We start from the raw sequence: 16,528 nt of genomic DNA on the forward strand, positions 1-16,528 counted from the left end.
AAAAAGGTTTCAACGGGGCTCAACGCTGGCAGGTCGGGCAGAAATAGGTCGAGCGCTGACCCTGCACGATCTGGCGGATCGGCGTGCCGCATACGCGGCAAGGCAGCCCCGCACGGTCGTAGACGAAGCAGTCGAGCTGGAAATAGCCGCTTTCGCCGTTGCTGCCGACAAAATCGCGCAACGTGCTGCCGCCGCGCTCGATCGCGTCGGCGAGCGTCGCGCGCACCGCGTCGGCCAGTCGCTCGTAGCGCGGCAGCGATACCTTGCCGGCGGCCGTCGTCGGCCGGATACCGGCGCGAAACAGGCTCTCCGACGCATAGATGTTGCCGACGCCGACGACCATGTCGCCCGCGAGCAGCGCCTGCTTGACCGACACCGTGCGGCCGCGCGTGCGCGCGTGCAGCAGCGCGCCGGTGAACGCCGGCGAGAACGGCTCCACGCCGAGGCTCGCGAGCAGCGGATGCGCATGCACGTCGCCCGCCTCGCGCGGGTGCCACAGCACGGCGCCGAAGCGGCGCGGATCGCGAAAGCGCAGCACGAACTCGTCGAAGATCCAGTCGATGTGGTCGTGTTTCGCGGCGACCGGCACGCCGGCCGCGGGCAGTACGCGCAGCGTGCCCGTCATCCCGAGATGAACGATGAACCAGCCCGCGTCGACCTCGAACAGCAGGTACTTGCCGCGACGCTCGACGGCGAGCACCTCGCGTGCGCGCAATTGCTCCGCGAGCCCCGCCGGCACGGGCCAGCGCAACATCGCGGTACGGATGTCGACACGCTCGACGCGGCGGCCCGCGACAAAGGGCTCGATGCCCCGGCGCGTGACTTCGACTTCTGGCAACTCTGGCATATTTTGCGGGTCTGAAACGGGATTCACGATCGTGCGTGTATTGTAGCGAGCGCGTTACAATCGGTTGAAACATCGAACGGATTTCCATGACTCTGCCCTCGAAGCTGCTTCTGAAGCGCCCCGCCGCCGAGCACGGCGCGCGCGCCTTCCCGGTCCGCCGCGCGCTCGGCGCCGCGCTGTTCGCCGCCTGGACCCTCACCGCCTTCCCGGCTCACGCGCAGGATCCGGCATCGGACGACGCGCAGCCGCAGGGCGCGTTCGAGCATGTGATGGCGGACGAGCAGAAGAATCTCCCCGGCGTCCCGCTGACGAGCCAGATCGTCTATCAGGTGCTGGCCGCCGAAGTTGCGCTCCAGCGCAACCAGCCGGCGCCGGCCTACCAGACCTACCTCGCCCTCGCCCGCGACACGCGCGATCCGCGCATGGCGCAGCGTGCGACCGAGATCGCACTGGGCGCGCAAAGCCCGGCCGACGCGCTGTCCGCGGCCAATCTGTGGCGCCAGTACGCGCCCGATTCGAACCGCGCATCGCAAGTCGACGCCGCGCTGCTGGTGCTCGCCGGCAAGCCGGCCGACGCGCAGCCGCTGCTCGCGCGCGAGCTGGCCCGCGCGACCGGCGAAACGCGCGGTCCCGCGATCCTCGCGCTGCAGGCGCTGCTGGTGCGCGGCTCCGACCGCGTCGCTGGCCTCGCGGTGCTGAAGGACATGCTGAAGAACGACATGAACCGCCCCGAGGCGCAGCTCGCGATCGCGCGGCAGCAACTGGCGGTCGACGACAAGGAAGGCGCGGCGCGGTCGCTGAAGCAGGCACTGCAGATCCGTCCTGACTACCTGCCGGCGGCGCTGATGCTGTCGCAGATGGGCCCCGCGGAGCGCGCGACCGGCATCGCGTCGTTCGAGAAATATGTTCAGCAGAATCCGAAGTCGCGCGATGGGCGACTCGCGCTGTCGCAGCTCTATCTCGCCGACGACCGCCTCGACGACGCGCAGAAACAGTTCGAGACGATGCGCAAGCTCGACTCGAAGGACCCGACGCCGCTGATGGCGCTCGCGCTGATCAAGATCCAGCAGAAGAAGCTCGACGACGCGAGCGCGTACCTGAAACAATACGTGCAGCTCGGCGACAAGCAGTCGAACCTCGACGTCGGCCAGGGCTACATCTACCTCGCGCAGATCTCGATCGAGCAGGGCAACGACGCGCAGGCGTCGCAATGGCTCGACAAGGTCGACCAGACGAGCCAGCACTACCTGCCGGCGCAAATCACGCGCGCGCAGCTGCTGCAGAAACAAGGCAAGACCGACGAGGCCCGCAAGGTGCTCGACGATCTGCCGATCAGCGATCCACGCGATGCGGCCGTGGTCGCACGCACCGACGCGTCGATCCTGTTCACCGCGAAGCGCTATCCGGAAGCCGAGGCGCGGCTCGGCCAGGCGGTCCAGGACTTCCCGGACGATCCGGACCTGCGCTACGACTACGCGATGGCGGCCGAAAAAACCGGTCACTACGCGACGATGGAAAAGCAGCTGCGCGAGCTGATCCGCACGCAGCCCGACAACCCGCAGGCGTACAACGCGCTCGGCTATTCGCTGGCCGATCGCAATCAGCGCCTGCCGGAGGCCAGCAAGCTGATCGACAAGGCACTGTCGCTCGCGCCGAACGACGCATACATCATGGACAGCCTCGGCTGGGTGAAGTACCGGATGGGCGACACGACCGGCGCGACCAAGGTGCTGCAGCGCGCGTTCGAGTTGCAGCCGAATGCCGAGATCGGCGCGCACCTCGGCGAAGTGCTGTGGAAAAGCGGCGCGCAGGACGACGCGCGTATCGCATGGCGAGCCGCGCAAAAGCTCGAGCCCGACAACGACACGCTCGTGCAGACGCTGAAGCGCCTCCAGATCAACGGCCTCTGATGCGGATGTTCCCGATGCTTTCCCTGTCTTCCCGCGCGCAGCGCACGCTGGCCGCGGCCGGCGCGGCGCTCGCGCTCGCCGGCTGCGCGAGCACGCCGCCGTCGGCGAACGCGCCGGCTGGCGCCGCGTTGCAGACGGCCGCGACGCATGCGTACCATGGCCGTTTCGCGGTGCAGTACAACGACCGTCTCGGCAGGCAGCAAAACGTGTACGGCAACTTCGACTGGCTGGAGCACGGCGACGACGTGTCGCTCGAACTGCGCAGCCCGCTCGGCCAGACGCTCGCAGTCGTGAAAGCGACGCCGCAGGCCGCAACGCTCGAACTGCCGAACCGCCAGCCGCAGTACGCGACCGACGTCGGCGAGTTGATGCAGAACACGCTCGGCTTCTCGCTGCCGCTGGCTGGCCTGCGCTACTGGCTGCTGCCGACGCCCGCGCCCGCCACGCCCGCGCAGACGGTGCGCGACCCGGCCGACGCGACACACGTCAAGCAGATTCGCCAGGACGGCTGGACGATCGACTACCTCGCCTACGCGGACGCACCGGCCACCGGCGTCAAACGCGTCAACCTCGTGCGCGCGACGCCGCCGCTCGACATCAAGCTCGTGCTCGACCAGTAAGCACGTGAACCTAGCCCCGACATACGCATGACCGATTCGACCCGCTCGCTGCGCAACTGCCTTGCGCCCGCGAAACTCAACCTGTTCCTGCACATCACCGGCCGTCGTCCGAACGGCTATCACGATCTGCAAAGCGTGTTCCAGCTGCTGAACTGGGGCGACACGCTCCACTTCACGCTGCGCGACGACGGTCGCGTCGCACGCGTCACCGACGTGCCGGGCGTGCCCGAGGAAAGCGATCTCGTCGTGCGCGCGGCCAACCTGCTGAAAGCGCATACGGGCACCGCGGCCGGCGTCGACATCGAGATCGACAAGTGCCTGCCGATGGGCGCGGGCCTCGGTGGCGGCAGCTCCGACGCGGCGACGACGCTGCTCGCGCTGAACCGCCTGTGGCAGCTCGACCTGTCGCGTACGGAACTGCAATCGCTCGCGGTCAAACTCGGCGCCGACGTCCCGTTTTTTGTTTTTGGAAAAAATGCGTTCGCAGAGGGTATCGGAGAAGAATTAGCTGAGGTAGAATTGCCGACTCGCTGGTTCCTGGTTGTGACGCCGCGAGTTCATGTCCCCACCGCTGAAATTTTTTCAGATGAGTTGTTGACAAGAAATACGAAGCCAGTCACAATTGCTGACTTTCTTGCACAGCAAAACAGCGATGCGGGATGGCCAGACAGTTTCGGCCGGAACGATATGCAGCAAGTTGTGACAAGTAAGTACGCGGAAGTTGCGCAGGTGGTCAAATGGTTGTATAATGTGACCCCCGCGAGGATGACCGGCTCCGGAGCAAGCGTGTTTGCAGCGTTTCAAAGCAAGCACGAGGCAGAAGCGGCGAAAGCCAAGCTGCCCACCGGTTGGAACGGTGCAGTTGCCGAGAGTCTGAACGAGCATCCGCTCTTCGCTTTCGCGTCATGAAGTTTTGCTTTACCGGATGGCCTACAACTCCGGTGAAGTTATCAGTTGAGTGTAGGGGAGTCGCCAAGTTGGTCAAGGCACCGGATTTTGATTCCGGCATGCGAGGGTTCGAGTCCTTCCTCCCCTGCCAAAAATTTTCCCGCATTTCCCGCCCAAGCCTGAAGCAGGTGCACGATGAGCAGCCACAGCCTTGATGGCCTGATGGTCTTTACTGGCAACGCGAATCCCGCGCTCGCCCAGGAAGTCGTCAATATCCTTGGAATCCCCCTCGGCAAAGCAATGGTCAGCCGTTTCTCCGACGGCGAGATTCAAGTCGAGATCCAGGAAAACGTGCGCGGCAAGGACGTCTTCGTCCTGCAATCGACGTGCGCGCCGACGAACGACAACCTGATGGAACTGATGATCATGGTCGACGCGCTCAAGCGTGCGTCCGCCGGCCGGATCACCGCTGCCATCCCCTACTTCGGCTATGCCCGCCAGGACCGTCGCCCGCGCTCGGCGCGTGTCGCGATCTCGGCGAAGGTCATCGCGAACATGCTGGAAATCGCCGGCGTCGAGCGGATCATCACGATGGATCTGCACGCCGACCAGATTCAAGGTTTCTTCGACATCCCGGTCGACAACATCTACGCAACGCCGATCCTGCTGGGTGACCTGCGCAAGCAGAACTACTCGGATCTGCTCGTCGTGTCGCCGGACGTCGGCGGCGTGGTCCGCGCCCGGGCACTCGCGAAGCAGCTCAACTGCGATCTCGCCATCATCGACAAGCGTCGTCCGAAAGCGAACGTCGCCGAAGTGATGAACATCATCGGTGAAGTCGAAGGCCGCACCTGCGTGATCATGGACGACATGGTCGATACGGCCGGCACGCTCTGCAAGGCCGCGCAAGTCTTGAAGAATCGCGGTGCGAAGCAAGTGTTCGCGTACGCGACGCACCCGGTTCTGTCGGGTGGCGCCGCCGAGCGTATCGCCGCATCGGAGCTCGACGAGCTGGTCGTCACCGATACGATCCCGCTGTCGGCCGAATCGCTGGCCTGCTCGAAGATCCGCTCGCTGACGAGCGCGAGCCTGCTGGCCGAAACGTTCTCGCGAATCCGTCGCGGCGACTCGGTGATGTCGCTGTTCGCGGAATCCTGATCGCGTAACGACACAAAAAAGCATGCGCAGAAAGCGAAGCGGCAACGCTTCGCTTTTTGCACAATCGGACGGGATAGACGAAACCCCGCCCGTTTCATCAGGGGCCGCCATTTCGCAGGCCCCGTTTTACTGCCTGGTCGCGGGCAGCTAATGGAGAATCACATGAAAGTCGTCGCTTTCGAGCGCCAAGAGCAAGGTACGGGTGCGAGCCGCCGCCTGCGCAACGCTGGTAAGACCACGGGTATCGTCTACGGTGGCGAAGCAGCCCCGCAAAAGATCGAACTCGATCACAACGCGCTGTGGCACGCACTGAAGAAGGAAGCCTTCCACTCGTCGATCCTCGATCTCGAAGTGGCCGGCCAGTCGCAACAGGTTCTGCTGCGCGACGTGCAATACCACCCGTTCAAGCAACTCGTGCTGCACGTGGACTTCCAGCGCGTCGACGCGAAGAAGAAGCTGCACACGAAGGTGCCGCTGCACTTCCTGAACGCTGAAGTCAGCCCGGCAGTGAAGCTGTCGAGCGCAGTCGTCTCGCACGTCGCGACGGAAATCGAAGTCGAGTGCCTGCCGTCGGCTCTGCCGGAATTCCTCGAAGTCGACCTGTCGAAGATCGAAGCAGGTCAGTCGCTGCACGCGAAGGACATCACGCTGCCGAGCGGCGTGGCACTGGTCGCGCACATCGACGCGGAAAACCCGGTTGTCGCATCGGCGACGATCCCGGCTGGCGCCGTGTCGGACGCAGCAGGCGAAGGCGAAACGCCGGCTGCCTAAGGGCTGCCCACGCGCCCGTTCGATCCGTTTCACGAAACGGTCGACGCAACCCGCCGCGGCTCGCCCGGCGGGTTTTTCTTTTTCTGCGCCCAGGCGGCGCTGCCGCCTACGAAACGTCATGATCAAACTGATCGTCGGCCTCGGCAACCCCGGGGCGGAATACACTGCGACGCGCCACAATGCCGGCTTCTGGCTGGTCGACCAGCTCGCCCGCGAAGCCGGCGCGACGCTGCGCGACGAGCGCCGCTTCCACGGCTTCTACGCGAAAGCGCGCCTGCACGGCGAGGAAGTCCACCTGCTCGAGCCGCAAACCTACATGAACCGCTCCGGCCAGTCGGTCGTCGCGCTCGCGAGTTTCTTCAAGATCCTGCCCGACCAGATCCTCGTCGCTCACGACGAGCTCGATCTGCCGCCCGGCACCGTGAAGCTCAAGCTCGGCGGCGGCAGCGGCGGCCACAATGGCCTGAAGGACATCTCCGCGCACCTGTCGTCGCAGCAGTACTGGCGGCTGCGCATCGGCATCGGCCATCCGCGCGACCTGATCCCGGAAGGCGCGCGTGCCGGCGCGAAGCCCGACGTCGCGAACTTCGTGCTGAAGCCGCCGCGCCGTGAAGAGCAGGACGTGATCGACGCATCGATCGAGCGCGCGCTCGCCGTGATGCCGATGGTCGTCAAGGGTGAGCTCGACCGCGCGACGATGCAGCTGCATCGCAACTGAAGCCGCACCGGCATGGTGCAACGTGCCGTCCGGCGGCGCCGGGCGGCCTCTCGGCCCCGTGCAATTGCGCACCGCGTCGCCCACATGCGGTAATCTGGTCGTTTTTGCCCGTCAGGAGCCAAGCGGTGAGCCGTTACTGGAGCGACGTCGTTCAGCAACTCGTGCCTTACGTGCCGGGCGAACAGCCCGCACTCGCACACCCCGTCAAGCTGAATACCAACGAGAATCCCTATCCGCCTTCGCCGCGCGTCGTCGCGGCGATCGCACGCGAACTCGGTGACACCGGCGACACGCTGCGCCGCTATCCCGATCCGCTCGCGCGCGCACTGCGCGAGACGGTCGCGGCCCATCACCGCATCAAGCCCGAACAGGTCTTCGTCGGCAACGGCTCCGACGAGGTACTCGCGCACGCATTCCAGGCACTGCTCAAGCATGACCGGCCGCTGCGCTTTCCCGACATCTCGTACAGCTTCTATCCGACCTACGCGCGCCTGTACGGCGTCGAGACCACGGTCGTGCCGCTCGCGGACGACTTCTCGATCCGTGTCGAAGACTATCTCGACGACGCGGGCGGCGTGCTGTTTCCGAACCCGAACGCGCCGACCGGGCGCGCGCTGCCGCTCGCGGACATCGAACGTATCGCGGCCGCGAACCCGTCGTCGGTCGTACTGATCGACGAAGCGTATGTCGATTTCGGCGCGCAATCCGCGATCACGCTGATCGACCGCTATCCGAACCTGCTCGTCGTGCACACGACGTCGAAGGCGCGTTCGCTCGCGGGCATGCGCGTCGGCTTCGCGTTCGGCGATGCGGCGCTGATCGACGCGCTCAATCGCGTAAAGGACAGCTTCAACTCCTATCCGCTCGACCGGCTCGCGCAGGTCGCTGCCCAGGCCGCATACGAAGACACCGACTATTTCGACGCGACCTGCCGGCGCGTGATCGATACCCGTGCGCGCCTCACGCACGCGCTCGAGGCGCTCGGCTTCGACGTCGTGCCGTCGGCCGCGAATTTCGTGTTCGCGCGCCACCTCGCGCACGATGCGGGCGCGATCGCGGCAAAGCTGAAGGATCGGGAAATTTTCGTGCGGCACTTCCGCGCGGCGCGCATCGACCAGCACTTGCGCATCACCGTCGGCACCGACGCGGAATGCGATGCGCTCGTCGCGGCGTTGCGCGACTTGATCGGCTGAAGCACAAGCGGGAAGCGTAACCGGCGCCGAGGGGCGCCGGTCGAGGAAATCGCGACGTCGTGACGCGCGCGTCACGGCGGGGTCACTGCGCGTCGTCGCCCTTCGCGGCGGTCAACGCGTGATACTTCTCCATCAACTGCGCGTGCGATTCGTCATGCTGCGGATCGCGCGGAATGCATTCGACCGGACACACCTGCTGGCACTGCGGTTCGTCGAAATGGCCGACGCACTCGGTGCACTTGTTCGGGTCGATCACGTAGATATCCGGGCCCATCGAAATCGCGCCGTTCGGGCACTCGGGCTCGCACACGTCGCAATTGATGCACTCGTCGGTAATCATCAAAGACATACTGATCTCACTTCTTCAGGCCGGCGGCCGGCTTCGCGACGAAACCGGCCGGCGCCGCGTCACGCGGCCGGGCCTCCCATCGCGGCGACTTTCTCGGTCAACCACTTCTCGACGGACGGGAACACGAATTTGCTGACATCGCCGCCCAACTGCGCGATTTCGCGCACGATCGTCCCCGAGATGAACTGGTATTGATCGGACGGCGTCATGAACATCGTTTCGACGTCGGGCAGCAGATAGCGGTTCATCCCCGCCATCTGGAACTCATACTCGAAATCGGACACGGCACGCAGGCCGCGCACGATCACGCGCGCGTTGTTGGTGCGGACAAAGTCCTTCAACAGGCCCTTGAACCCCATCACCTTCACGTTCGGATAATGGCCGAGCACCTCGTTCGCAATCTTCAGACGTTCTTCCAGCGAGAAGAACGGCTTCTTCGCGCGGCTGTCGGCCACACCGACCACCAGCGTATCAAAAATGCTCGACGCACGCCGCACGAGGTCTTCGTGCCCGCGCGTCAGCGGATCGAACGTACCGGGATACACGGCGACTACCATGTCGCTCCTCCTGTCATCACGCAAACGGGTTGGCAGCCGTGCGATGCGCACGCCACTGCCGAGATGGGCATGCGTCGCCTTTCCGGCGCGCCGCCTCGTATGGAACGCGCATTATTCATCATTTTCGCGCTGCAGCAAATGGTAGTGAACCGCACCGGCCTTGCCGTGCTTGACCACCTGCCAGCCGGCGAGCGCTTCGTGCGCGGCCGGGTCGAGCTCCGCCCCCGTCTCGACGTAGAGCAAGCCATCCGGCGCGACGAGCGGCGCCGCCAGCACGATCGCGCGATCGAGCACGGCCGCCTCGCCGAACGGCGGATCGAGGAACACGACGTCGAACGCGCCCGGGGTCAGCCCGGCCGCGAGCCGCAGCGCATCGGCTTCCGCGACCTCGACCGAGCGCGCGCCGAGCTTGTCCTTGATCGCGCGCAGCTGCTGCGCGGCGCGCGGGTGGCGCTCGACCATCACGACGCTCGTCGCGCCGCGCGACGCGGCCTCGAACCCGAGCGCGCCAGTGCCCGCGAACAGGTCGAGGCAGCGCCGGCCTTCGAGATCCTGGCCGAGCCAGTTGAACAGCGTCTCGCGCACGCGATCGGGCGTCGGCCGCAGGCCGTCGAGATCGAGCACGGCGAGCGGCGTGCGTTTCCAGTCACCGCCGATGATGCGGATCGTGTGCGGCTTGCCGCGGCCGGAGGGGGCCGCCGGGCGGCCGGAAGAGGAACGGGACATACGGAATATCGACGACGGAGGGACCGGGTGCGCACGGGGGCGCACCGCCAAACAGGCGCACGTTACCACAGCGGCGGCACCGGCTGACGCGAGTGCCGCGCCGCACTGATAAAATGCACGGTTTCGGCCGCCGTGCGCACGCCCGACAGCCCCTGTCGCGCGCCGCCCCGCGGCGCCCCGCCCTCTTCCCGACGTCAGACCATGTTCAGCTTCTTCAAACGATTCAAGAAAACGCAGGAGTCCGACTCCACGGAATCGCAATCGGCCGACGCGCTGCAACCGGACGAGCCGTCCGACGCGCCCGCCCGCGATGCCCGTCAGGCGATCGAAGCACCGCCCGCCCCCGCGCAACCGCAACCGGCCGCGCCGGCCGTCGTGATGACGGTCACGCCGACCAACAACGGCACCGACGAAGTCGTCGAAGCGGTCGAGATCGTGCCGCCGCCGACGCAGGACGCCTCGGCGAAGAAATCGTGGCTCGTGCGCCTGAAAACGGGCCTCGCGAAGACGGGTTCGAGCATCACCGGCGTGTTCGTCAACACGAAGATCGACGAGGACCTGTACGAAGAACTCGAAGCCGCGCTGCTGATGTCCGACGCCGGCGTCGATGCGACCGAGTACCTGCTCGGTGCGCTGCGCGAGAAAGTGCGAACCGGCCGGCTGACCGATCCGCAGCAGGTGAAGAGCGCGCTGCACGACCTGCTCGTCGAACTGCTGAAGCCACTCGAGAAATCGCTGATGCTCGGCCGCGCGCAGCCGCTCGTGATGATGATCACGGGCGTGAACGGCGCGGGCAAGACCACCAGCATCGGCAAGCTCGCGAAGCATCTGCAGAGCTTCGACCAGTCGGTGCTGCTGGCCGCGGGCGACACGTTCCGCGCGGCCGCGCGCGAACAGCTGGCGGTCTGGGGCGAACGCAACAACGTGACGGTCGTCCAGCAGGAAAGCGGCGACCCGGCCGCGGTGATCTTCGACGCGGTCAGCGCCGCGCGCGCGCGCAAGATCGACGTGATGATGGCCGACACGGCCGGCCGCCTGCCGACACAGCTGCACCTGATGGAAGAGCTGAAGAAGGTGAAGCGCGTGATCTCGAAGGCGCACGACGGCGCGCCGCACGAGGTGCTGCTCGTGATCGACGCGAACACCGGCCAGAACGCGCTCACGCAGGTGAAGGCATTCGACGATGCGCTCGGCCTCACGGGCCTGATCGTCACGAAGCTCGACGGCACCGCCAAGGGCGGGATCCTCGCCGCGATCGCGCGGCAGCGCCCGGTGCCCGTCTACTTCATCGGCGTCGGCGAGAAGGTCGAGGACCTGCAGCCGTTCAGCGCCGTGGAATTCGCGGACGCGCTACTCGACTGAACGCCGCCGGCCCGCATCGCACGGGGCGCCTCCGGGCGCCCTTTTTCATGCGCGCCGGAAACTGCCAGCCGGCGGCCGCGGCATCGCTCGGCGTCACTCGGCATTCACTCGGCGTCGGGCTGCACGCCGGGCTCGGCGGCCTTGAACGCGTCGAGCGTCGACGCGTAATCGGCCACCCGCTGGATCGTCGGGAAGCGCGTCGTATCGATCGAGAACCGGTTCGCGTTGAACACCTGCGGCACGATGCAGATATCGGCGAGCGTCGGCGTGTCGCCGAAGCAAAGCTTGCCGGTGCGCGGATCGTTCGCGAGGCGCGTCTCGAGCGACGCGAAACCCGCCTCGATCCAGTGCCGATACCATTCGTTCTTCGCTTCCTCCGGCACCTTCAGCGTGTGCTTCAGGTACTTCAACACGCGCAGGTTGTTCAGCGGATGGATCTCGCACGCGACCTGCAGCGCGATCGCCCGCACATACGCGCGGTCGCCCGGCTGCTTCGGCAGCAGCGCGGGTTCGGGATGCGTTTCCTCGAGATATTCGATGATCGCGAGCGATTGCTGCAGCGTGGCATCGCCGTCGATCAGCGTCGGCACGACGGCATCCGGATTCACCGCGCGGTAGGCGTCCTTCAGTTGCTCGCCGCCGTCGCGCAGCATGTGCACGGGGACCGTTTCGTACGGCAGCTGCTTCAGGTTCAGGGCGATCCGCACGCGGTACGACGCGGAACTGCGGAAATAGCTATAGAGCTTCATGGGATGTCTCTCGTAGTCATATTCGGCCGGCAACGCGATGCGCAGGGCACCGCCGGGAACCCGAGTTTAGCGCGCCGCGCGGTGCCGACGCGCGCGGCCGCGCCCTTGAGCGAGCCGCGCCCATGCGATACTCGGGGCATTCCTTACCGTTCACCGCGCGGCCCGATGCCGGCCGCCCGCCCCACGCCCGATGACCGCTCCCCACGACTCCGCAGCCTCGCCGTTCCCTTGCGCCCGCTTCATCAAGGAAATCGGCCGCGGCCCGAACGGCGCACGCGCGCTGTCCGCCGAAGACACGTTCGAGCTCTACCGCGCGATGCTCGATGGCCGCGTGTCGGACGTCGAGCTCGGCGCGATCCTGATCGCCTATCGCCTGAAGGGTGAAAGCGCCGACGAACTGGCCGCGATGCTCGCCGCCGCGCAGGCGTCGTTCGAACCCGTGCACGTGCAGGATGCCGCGTTCCGCCCGGTGTCGATTCCGAGCTACAACGGCGCGCGCAAGCAGCCGAACCTGGTGCCGCTGCTCGCGCTGCTGCTCGCGCGCGAAGGCGTGCCGGTGCTCGTGCACGGCGTCGACCGCGATCCGGGCCGCGTGACGAGCGCGGAGATCTTCTCGGCGCTGTCGATCGCGCCGTCGACGTCGCACGACGCGATCGAGGACACGCTCGCCGAGCGCCGCGTCGCATTCGCGCCGATCGATGCGCTGGCGCCGCGCATCGCGCGCCTGCTGTCGATGCGCCGCGTGCTCGGCGTGCGCAACTCCACGCACACGCTGGTGAAGATCCTGCAGCCGTTCGCGCCGGCCGGGCTGCGGCTCGTCAACTACACGCATCCGCCGTACCGCGAGAGCCTCGCGCAACTGTTCCGCGATCATCCGGACGCCGCGCTCGGCGGTGCGCTGCTCGCGCGCGGCACCGAAGGCGAAGCGGCGGCCGACACGCGGCGCCAGGTGCAGGTCGACTGGCTGCACGACGGCGTGTGCGACACGCTGATCGAGGCCGAGCGCTCGTCGACCGACGCGCCGCCCGTCACACTGCCCGAATCGCGCGACGCGGCGACGACGGCCGCCTGGACGGACGCCGTGCTGCGCGGCGAAATTCCGGTGCCCGACGCGCTTGCGCGGCAGGTCGCGACAATCGTGCGGATCGTCCGGACCGCACCGTAAACGGTATCCCGGGTCGGCCGCATCCGGGTCGGCCCCTTTCGCGCCGACCTTTGAACCGACCATTTGACACGCGCATGCATCCTGGCATAGAGTTGTCGCCATGCGTTCCTTTCCGAACACCCTCCGAATTACCTCCGGCCGCCTAGCGCGGTCGCTATCGCTACGACTAGCCTAAGGCTCTCGTAGCGCCGTGTGCTGTCCGCACGGTCCCTCCAGCAGTTCCTCGCAGCACCCTTCTCGCAGTTTTTACAACCCGAAGTCGTCAGCATTCGTCCGTCTATCCGTCGGTCGATTCGCGAAGATCATCCGCATCCGCGGCGCGTTTTTTCCTGCGCCACGGTGCGAGGCAGCGCCAACCGTCGCCCCTGCCGCCCGTCTTCGCTCGCGACTTGAGACCCGAGGTCCAGAAGATGAAGCGCAACCCGCAAGACAAGTACCGTCCGTTCGAACCCGTCCGCCTCAATGGCCGCCGCTGGCCGACCCGCACCATCGAGCGTGCGCCGGTCTGGATGAGCACCGACCTGCGCGACGGCAACCAGTCGCTGATCGAGCCGATGAGCATCGAGCAGAAACTGGAATTCTTCGACATGCTGGTTGCGATCGGTTTCAAGGAAATCGAAGTCGGTTTTCCGTCGGCGTCGCAAACCGACTTCGATTTCGTCCGCAAGCTGATCGACGACAAGCGCATCCCCGACGACGTGACGATCGAAGTGCTCGTGCAGTCGCGCGAAGACCTGATCGCACGCACCTTCGACGCGCTCGAAGGCGTGCCGCGCGCGATCGTGCACCTGTACAACGCGATCTGCCCGTCGTTCCGGCGCATCGTGTTCGGGATGTCGAAGGACGACGTGAAGGCACTCGCGGTCGACGGCACGCGCCTCATCAAGGAACATGCGGCGGCCCGCCCGGACACGCACTGGACCTACCAGTACTCGCCGGAAACCTTCAGCATGACCGAACTGACGTTCGCGCGCGAAGTGTGCGACGCGGTCGCGCAGGCATGGCGGCCGACCCGCGATCACAAGATGATCGTCAACCTGCCTGCGACCGTCGAAGCCGCGGGCCCGAACGTGTTCGCCGACCAGATCGAGTGGATGGACCGCAATCTCGCGTACCGCGACAGCATCGTGCTGTCCGTGCATCCGCACAACGATCGCGGCACCGCGGTCGCGGCCGCCGAACTCGCGCTGCTCGCGGGCGCCGACCGCATCGAGGGCTGCCTGTTCGGCAACGGCGAGCGCACCGGCAACGTCGATCTCGTCACGCTCGCGCTGAACCTCTATACGCAGGGCATCGACCCGGGCCTCGATTTCTCCGACATCGACGCGGTGCGCCGCGTGGTCGAGCGCTGCAACCAGATTCCGGTGCATCCGCGCCATCCGTACGCGGGCGACCTCGTGTTCACCGCATTCTCCGGCTCGCACCAGGATGCGATCCGCAAGGGCTTCGCGCAGCAGCGGCCCGACGCGGTGTGGGAAGTGCCGTACCTGCCGATCGACCCGGCCGACCTCGGCCGCAGCTATGACGCGGTGATCCGCGTGAACAGCCAGTCCGGCAAGGGCGGCGCGACGTTCCTGCTCGAACGCGGGATGGGCTTCACGCCGACGCGCCGCGTGCAGATCGAATTCAGCCACGCGGTGCAGACGCTCGCCGACGCGTCCGGCGAGGAAGTGACCGGCGATGCGATCTGCGCGCTGTTCGCCCGCGAATTCTTCGAGACCGCCGGCCCGGCCGCGCGCCACGGTGATGCCGCACGCTGGCAGAACCGCGACATCGCGGCTGCGCCGCCGGCCGACGCGACGCCCGAAGACGCCGTGCAACGGATGGCCGCAGCCTTCGCGACGGCGGCCGGCGCGACGATCGACGTCGCGTCGTGCGAACACGCGCGCACGACGGACGGCAGGATCGCGGTATCGGTCGGCTGCCGGATCGGCGATGCGCCGCTGCGGCATGGCGTCGGGGTGCACGCCGATGCGGCGAGCGCGGCGCTCGACGCGGTCGTCAGCGCGATCAACCGCTCGGCCTGGCATTGCGCCGACCGACGCGCGGCGGCCTGAGCACCGGGTTTCACTTCAGGGTTTGAACGTCAGGGAGCGGGGCGTGACCGCCCGTGCGCCGCGCGATCCGCGCCGCACGGGCCAGCAAAAAGCGGCCCAGGAGGCCGCTTCGGTGGGGACATGAAAAGGAGCGCCACGCGCGCTCATGTCTCGGTCGCGCACCGCGTCGCCTGCCACGCCAGCAGGCGCCAGTGGCCCCGCTCGTGGGTATGGACGGCCGTATAGGCGATCGGAAACACCAGCCCGCCGTTGTTCGTTTCCATCTCGATCAGCGCGCGCCCGGTGACGACGCAGGTGGCGTCGCCGACGGGCAGCAGGTCCTGCGACTGGATTTCGATCTGGCGATAGCGGCGGCGGCCGGCGACGATTGCGTCGATGAACTGCTGCTTGGTTTCGCGTTTGCCGTTGGTGTGCACGAAGAACACCTTGTCCGACAATTGCGCGTCAAGCGCCTCGCCGTCCCCGTCGACCATCGCCCGGAACCGATCGCGCTCGAGCGCGCGAATCGCATCGACCACCTTCGTCATCGCCTGACTCCTCGGCAACGCGCCCGCCGTGCGCGGGCGTGCGGATCAGAAGTTGTACTGCACGTAGAACTGGTGGAAATTTATACCAGGATTCGGCTCTTTGATACCCGCGTTAGACACATGTTGAAAACGGTAACCGAGCTGATACTGTTGGCGTTCTCCGAACTGCGCGCCGACGCCGACCACGTCCGCGAACTGGAAGGACGTCGACAGCGACAGATTGTTCGAGATCGTCGGGTGAGTCAGGAACCGGATGCCGGCGCCGGCCTCGATGAACGGGCGAACCTGGCCCGCGCTCTTGATGAAACGGAACATCGGCGTCGCGCCGAACTCCCCGATATTGGCGTGAACGTTGCCGCCGGTATGCCAGTAGCCGGCGTGGCCTTCCATCACGAACGCGAAGTGCCAGCCGCCGATTTCCCACCAGTTCCAGCCCGGATCCCACACCACGGCGAGATCGGCCTTGTCGATCCCGTGGCGATCGGAAAAACCGCCGCCCGCCTGGATCCCCCACCGGTCCGCGAATGCGGCCCCCGATCCGCCCAGCAGCGACGCCGCCAACAGCGCATGCAGCGCAAGCCGGGAATGGGACCGGCGATTCTTCTTATTGTTCATCTGACACTCCAACTTTGCGGGTTGAATGGAGCCTTGCCGCAGCGGCCGGCCCGAGCGAACTGAATGGTATGGTAAAGGACTTTTCGGATCGGCATCACGAAGCGAAATTGTTTGCTTCCAAAACTACAAAAATCGAAAACGTCTACTGATTACCATCTGAAACAAGGGTTTACGGAACTTCGTCCAGCGAGCCCTGTCGCAAATTAGACTATCGACTCGACAAGTTCGATAGAAAAACCGGGAACTTGGATGCCCACGCGCCCTCTAAGGATTAGCACTCGAATTACGGGAGTGCTAAGATGGGCCCCGGAATCTC

17 protein-coding genes and 1 tRNA gene are annotated in these 16,528 nt (G+C 66.2%); 11 read left to right on the top strand and 7 right to left on the bottom strand.

The window, feature by feature from the left end; all coding sequences use genetic code 11:
- Positions 1 to 19 precede the first annotated feature (19 nt).
- Positions 20 to 847, bottom strand: a complete 828-nt coding sequence (mutM, locus tag LMA02_RS14405) for a bifunctional DNA-formamidopyrimidine glycosylase/DNA-(apurinic or apyrimidinic site) lyase (RefSeq protein WP_006752632.1) — start codon at positions 845 to 847, stop codon at positions 20 to 22.
- An 86-nt stretch (positions 848 to 933) separates the two neighbouring features.
- Here mutM and LMA02_RS14410 point away from each other — a divergent pair, with 86 nt between their 5' ends.
- The 8 genes from LMA02_RS14410 (at position 934) to hisC (ending at position 8,105) form a co-directional block, all read left to right on the top strand.
- A complete protein-coding gene (locus tag LMA02_RS14410; RefSeq protein ID WP_228905736.1) occupies positions 934 to 2,757 on the top strand; it encodes a tetratricopeptide repeat protein in 1,824 nt (607 codons plus the stop codon).
- Positions 2,757 to 3,377 carry a lipoprotein insertase outer membrane protein LolB gene (gene lolB / locus LMA02_RS14415; protein ID WP_228905738.1) on the top strand — a complete coding sequence of 207 codons (621 nt, stop codon included), beginning with the start codon at positions 2,757 to 2,759 and terminating at the stop codon, positions 3,375 to 3,377. The genes LMA02_RS14410 and lolB overlap by 1 nt, the downstream gene beginning before the upstream one ends.
- A 27-nt stretch (positions 3,378 to 3,404) precedes the next feature.
- Positions 3,405 to 4,286, top strand: coding sequence for a 4-(cytidine 5'-diphospho)-2-C-methyl-D-erythritol kinase (gene ispE, locus LMA02_RS14420; protein ID WP_228905739.1), 882 nt, complete (start codon positions 3,405 to 3,407; stop codon positions 4,284 to 4,286).
- A gap of 53 nt (positions 4,287 to 4,339) precedes the next feature.
- Positions 4,340 to 4,416 (top strand) — tRNA-Gln (locus LMA02_RS14425).
- Between the two features lie 44 nt (positions 4,417 to 4,460).
- Positions 4,461 to 5,423 (top strand): ribose-phosphate pyrophosphokinase, encoded by a 963-nt coding sequence (locus LMA02_RS14430; RefSeq protein WP_011657974.1) that lies wholly within the window; start codon positions 4,461 to 4,463, stop codon positions 5,421 to 5,423.
- Between the two features lie 162 nt (positions 5,424 to 5,585).
- Positions 5,586 to 6,194 (top strand): 50S ribosomal protein L25/general stress protein Ctc, encoded by a 609-nt coding sequence (locus LMA02_RS14435; protein WP_228905740.1) that lies wholly within the window; start codon positions 5,586 to 5,588, stop codon positions 6,192 to 6,194.
- A 118-nt stretch (positions 6,195 to 6,312) separates the two neighbouring features.
- Entirely contained in the window at positions 6,313 to 6,912 is a 600-nt protein-coding gene (gene pth / locus LMA02_RS14440; RefSeq protein WP_006760396.1) for an aminoacyl-tRNA hydrolase, read from the top strand.
- A gap of 125 nt (positions 6,913 to 7,037) precedes the next feature.
- Entirely contained in the window at positions 7,038 to 8,105 is a 1,068-nt protein-coding gene (hisC, locus tag LMA02_RS14445) for a histidinol-phosphate transaminase (protein ID WP_228905742.1), read from the top strand.
- An 82-nt stretch (positions 8,106 to 8,187) separates the two neighbouring features.
- On the opposite strand, the gene LMA02_RS14450 is transcribed toward hisC, so the two are convergent.
- The 3 genes from LMA02_RS14450 to rsmD form a co-directional block, all read right to left on the bottom strand.
- On the bottom strand, positions 8,188 to 8,454 hold the full coding sequence (locus LMA02_RS14450) for a YfhL family 4Fe-4S dicluster ferredoxin (protein ID WP_006760398.1): 267 nt from the start codon (positions 8,452 to 8,454) through the stop codon (positions 8,188 to 8,190).
- 59 nt (positions 8,455 to 8,513) lie between these two features.
- Positions 8,514 to 9,011, bottom strand: coding sequence for a pantetheine-phosphate adenylyltransferase (gene coaD, locus LMA02_RS14455; protein WP_006398238.1), 498 nt, complete (start codon positions 9,009 to 9,011; stop codon positions 8,514 to 8,516).
- Positions 9,012 to 9,122: 111 nt separating this feature from the next.
- Positions 9,123 to 9,737: a 16S rRNA (guanine(966)-N(2))-methyltransferase RsmD gene (gene rsmD, locus LMA02_RS14460; RefSeq protein WP_228905749.1), complete on the bottom strand. Its 615-nt coding sequence runs from the start codon at positions 9,735 to 9,737 to the stop codon at positions 9,123 to 9,125.
- 201 nt (positions 9,738 to 9,938) lie between these two features.
- Here rsmD and ftsY point away from each other — a divergent pair, with 201 nt between their 5' ends.
- On the top strand, positions 9,939 to 11,099 hold the full coding sequence (ftsY, locus tag LMA02_RS14465; protein ID WP_228905751.1) for a signal recognition particle-docking protein FtsY: 1,161 nt from the start codon (positions 9,939 to 9,941) through the stop codon (positions 11,097 to 11,099).
- Between the two features lie 104 nt (positions 11,100 to 11,203).
- Here the strand turns inward: ftsY and maiA are convergent, their stop codons facing one another.
- Positions 11,204 to 11,848: a maleylacetoacetate isomerase gene (gene maiA / locus LMA02_RS14470; RefSeq protein ID WP_006760402.1), complete on the bottom strand. Its 645-nt coding sequence runs from the start codon at positions 11,846 to 11,848 to the stop codon at positions 11,204 to 11,206.
- 190 nt (positions 11,849 to 12,038) lie between these two features.
- On the opposite strand from maiA, the gene ybiB reads away from it, so the two are divergent.
- Both ybiB and leuA read left to right on the top strand, forming a co-directional pair.
- On the top strand, positions 12,039 to 13,013 hold the full coding sequence (gene ybiB / locus LMA02_RS14475) for a DNA-binding protein YbiB (RefSeq protein WP_228905753.1): 975 nt from the start codon (positions 12,039 to 12,041) through the stop codon (positions 13,011 to 13,013).
- A 410-nt stretch (positions 13,014 to 13,423) separates the two neighbouring features.
- Entirely contained in the window at positions 13,424 to 15,070 is a 1,647-nt protein-coding gene (gene leuA / locus LMA02_RS14480; protein ID WP_228905754.1) for a 2-isopropylmalate synthase, read from the top strand.
- Between the two features lie 143 nt (positions 15,071 to 15,213).
- Here leuA and LMA02_RS14485 read toward each other — a convergent pair whose 3' ends face one another.
- Both LMA02_RS14485 and LMA02_RS14490 read right to left on the bottom strand, forming a co-directional pair.
- Positions 15,214 to 15,597 carry a nuclear transport factor 2 family protein gene (locus LMA02_RS14485; protein WP_228905756.1) on the bottom strand — a complete coding sequence of 128 codons (384 nt, stop codon included), beginning with the start codon at positions 15,595 to 15,597 and terminating at the stop codon, positions 15,214 to 15,216.
- Positions 15,598 to 15,642: 45 nt separating this feature from the next.
- Positions 15,643 to 16,212 carry an acyloxyacyl hydrolase gene (locus LMA02_RS14490; RefSeq protein WP_228905758.1) on the bottom strand — a complete coding sequence of 190 codons (570 nt, stop codon included), beginning with the start codon at positions 16,210 to 16,212 and terminating at the stop codon, positions 15,643 to 15,645.
- Positions 16,213 to 16,528: the final 316 nt, after the last annotated feature.

The organism is Burkholderia sp. B21-005, from assembly GCF_020843965.1.
Taxonomy (GTDB): Bacteria; Pseudomonadota; Gammaproteobacteria; order Burkholderiales; family Burkholderiaceae; genus Burkholderia; species Burkholderia ambifaria.

Coding starts and splice junctions, on each gene's coding strand:
- mutM (WP_006752632.1), bottom strand. CDS start 847: ATGCCAGAGTTGCCAGAAGTCGAAGTCACGCGCCGGGGCATCGAGCCC.
- LMA02_RS14410 (WP_228905736.1), top strand. CDS start 934: ATGACTCTGCCCTCGAAGCTGCTTCTGAAGCGCCCCGCCGCCGAGCAC.
- lolB (WP_228905738.1), top strand. CDS start 2,757: ATGCGGATGTTCCCGATGCTTTCCCTGTCTTCCCGCGCGCAGCGCACG.
- ispE (WP_228905739.1), top strand. CDS start 3,405: ATGACCGATTCGACCCGCTCGCTGCGCAACTGCCTTGCGCCCGCGAAA.
- LMA02_RS14430 (WP_011657974.1), top strand. CDS start 4,461: ATGAGCAGCCACAGCCTTGATGGCCTGATGGTCTTTACTGGCAACGCG.
- LMA02_RS14435 (WP_228905740.1), top strand. CDS start 5,586: ATGAAAGTCGTCGCTTTCGAGCGCCAAGAGCAAGGTACGGGTGCGAGC.
- pth (WP_006760396.1), top strand. CDS start 6,313: ATGATCAAACTGATCGTCGGCCTCGGCAACCCCGGGGCGGAATACACT.
- LMA02_RS14450 (WP_006760398.1), bottom strand. CDS start 8,454: ATGTCTTTGATGATTACCGACGAGTGCATCAATTGCGACGTGTGCGAG.
- coaD (WP_006398238.1), bottom strand. CDS start 9,011: ATGGTAGTCGCCGTGTATCCCGGTACGTTCGATCCGCTGACGCGCGGG.
- rsmD (WP_228905749.1), bottom strand. CDS start 9,737: ATGTCCCGTTCCTCTTCCGGCCGCCCGGCGGCCCCCTCCGGCCGCGGC.
- ftsY (WP_228905751.1), top strand. CDS start 9,939: ATGTTCAGCTTCTTCAAACGATTCAAGAAAACGCAGGAGTCCGACTCC.
- maiA (WP_006760402.1), bottom strand. CDS start 11,848: ATGAAGCTCTATAGCTATTTCCGCAGTTCCGCGTCGTACCGCGTGCGG.
- ybiB (WP_228905753.1), top strand. CDS start 12,039: ATGACCGCTCCCCACGACTCCGCAGCCTCGCCGTTCCCTTGCGCCCGC.
- leuA (WP_228905754.1), top strand. CDS start 13,424: ATGAAGCGCAACCCGCAAGACAAGTACCGTCCGTTCGAACCCGTCCGC.
- LMA02_RS14485 (WP_228905756.1), bottom strand. CDS start 15,597: ATGACGAAGGTGGTCGATGCGATTCGCGCGCTCGAGCGCGATCGGTTC.
- LMA02_RS14490 (WP_228905758.1), bottom strand. CDS start 16,212: ATGAACAATAAGAAGAATCGCCGGTCCCATTCCCGGCTTGCGCTGCAT.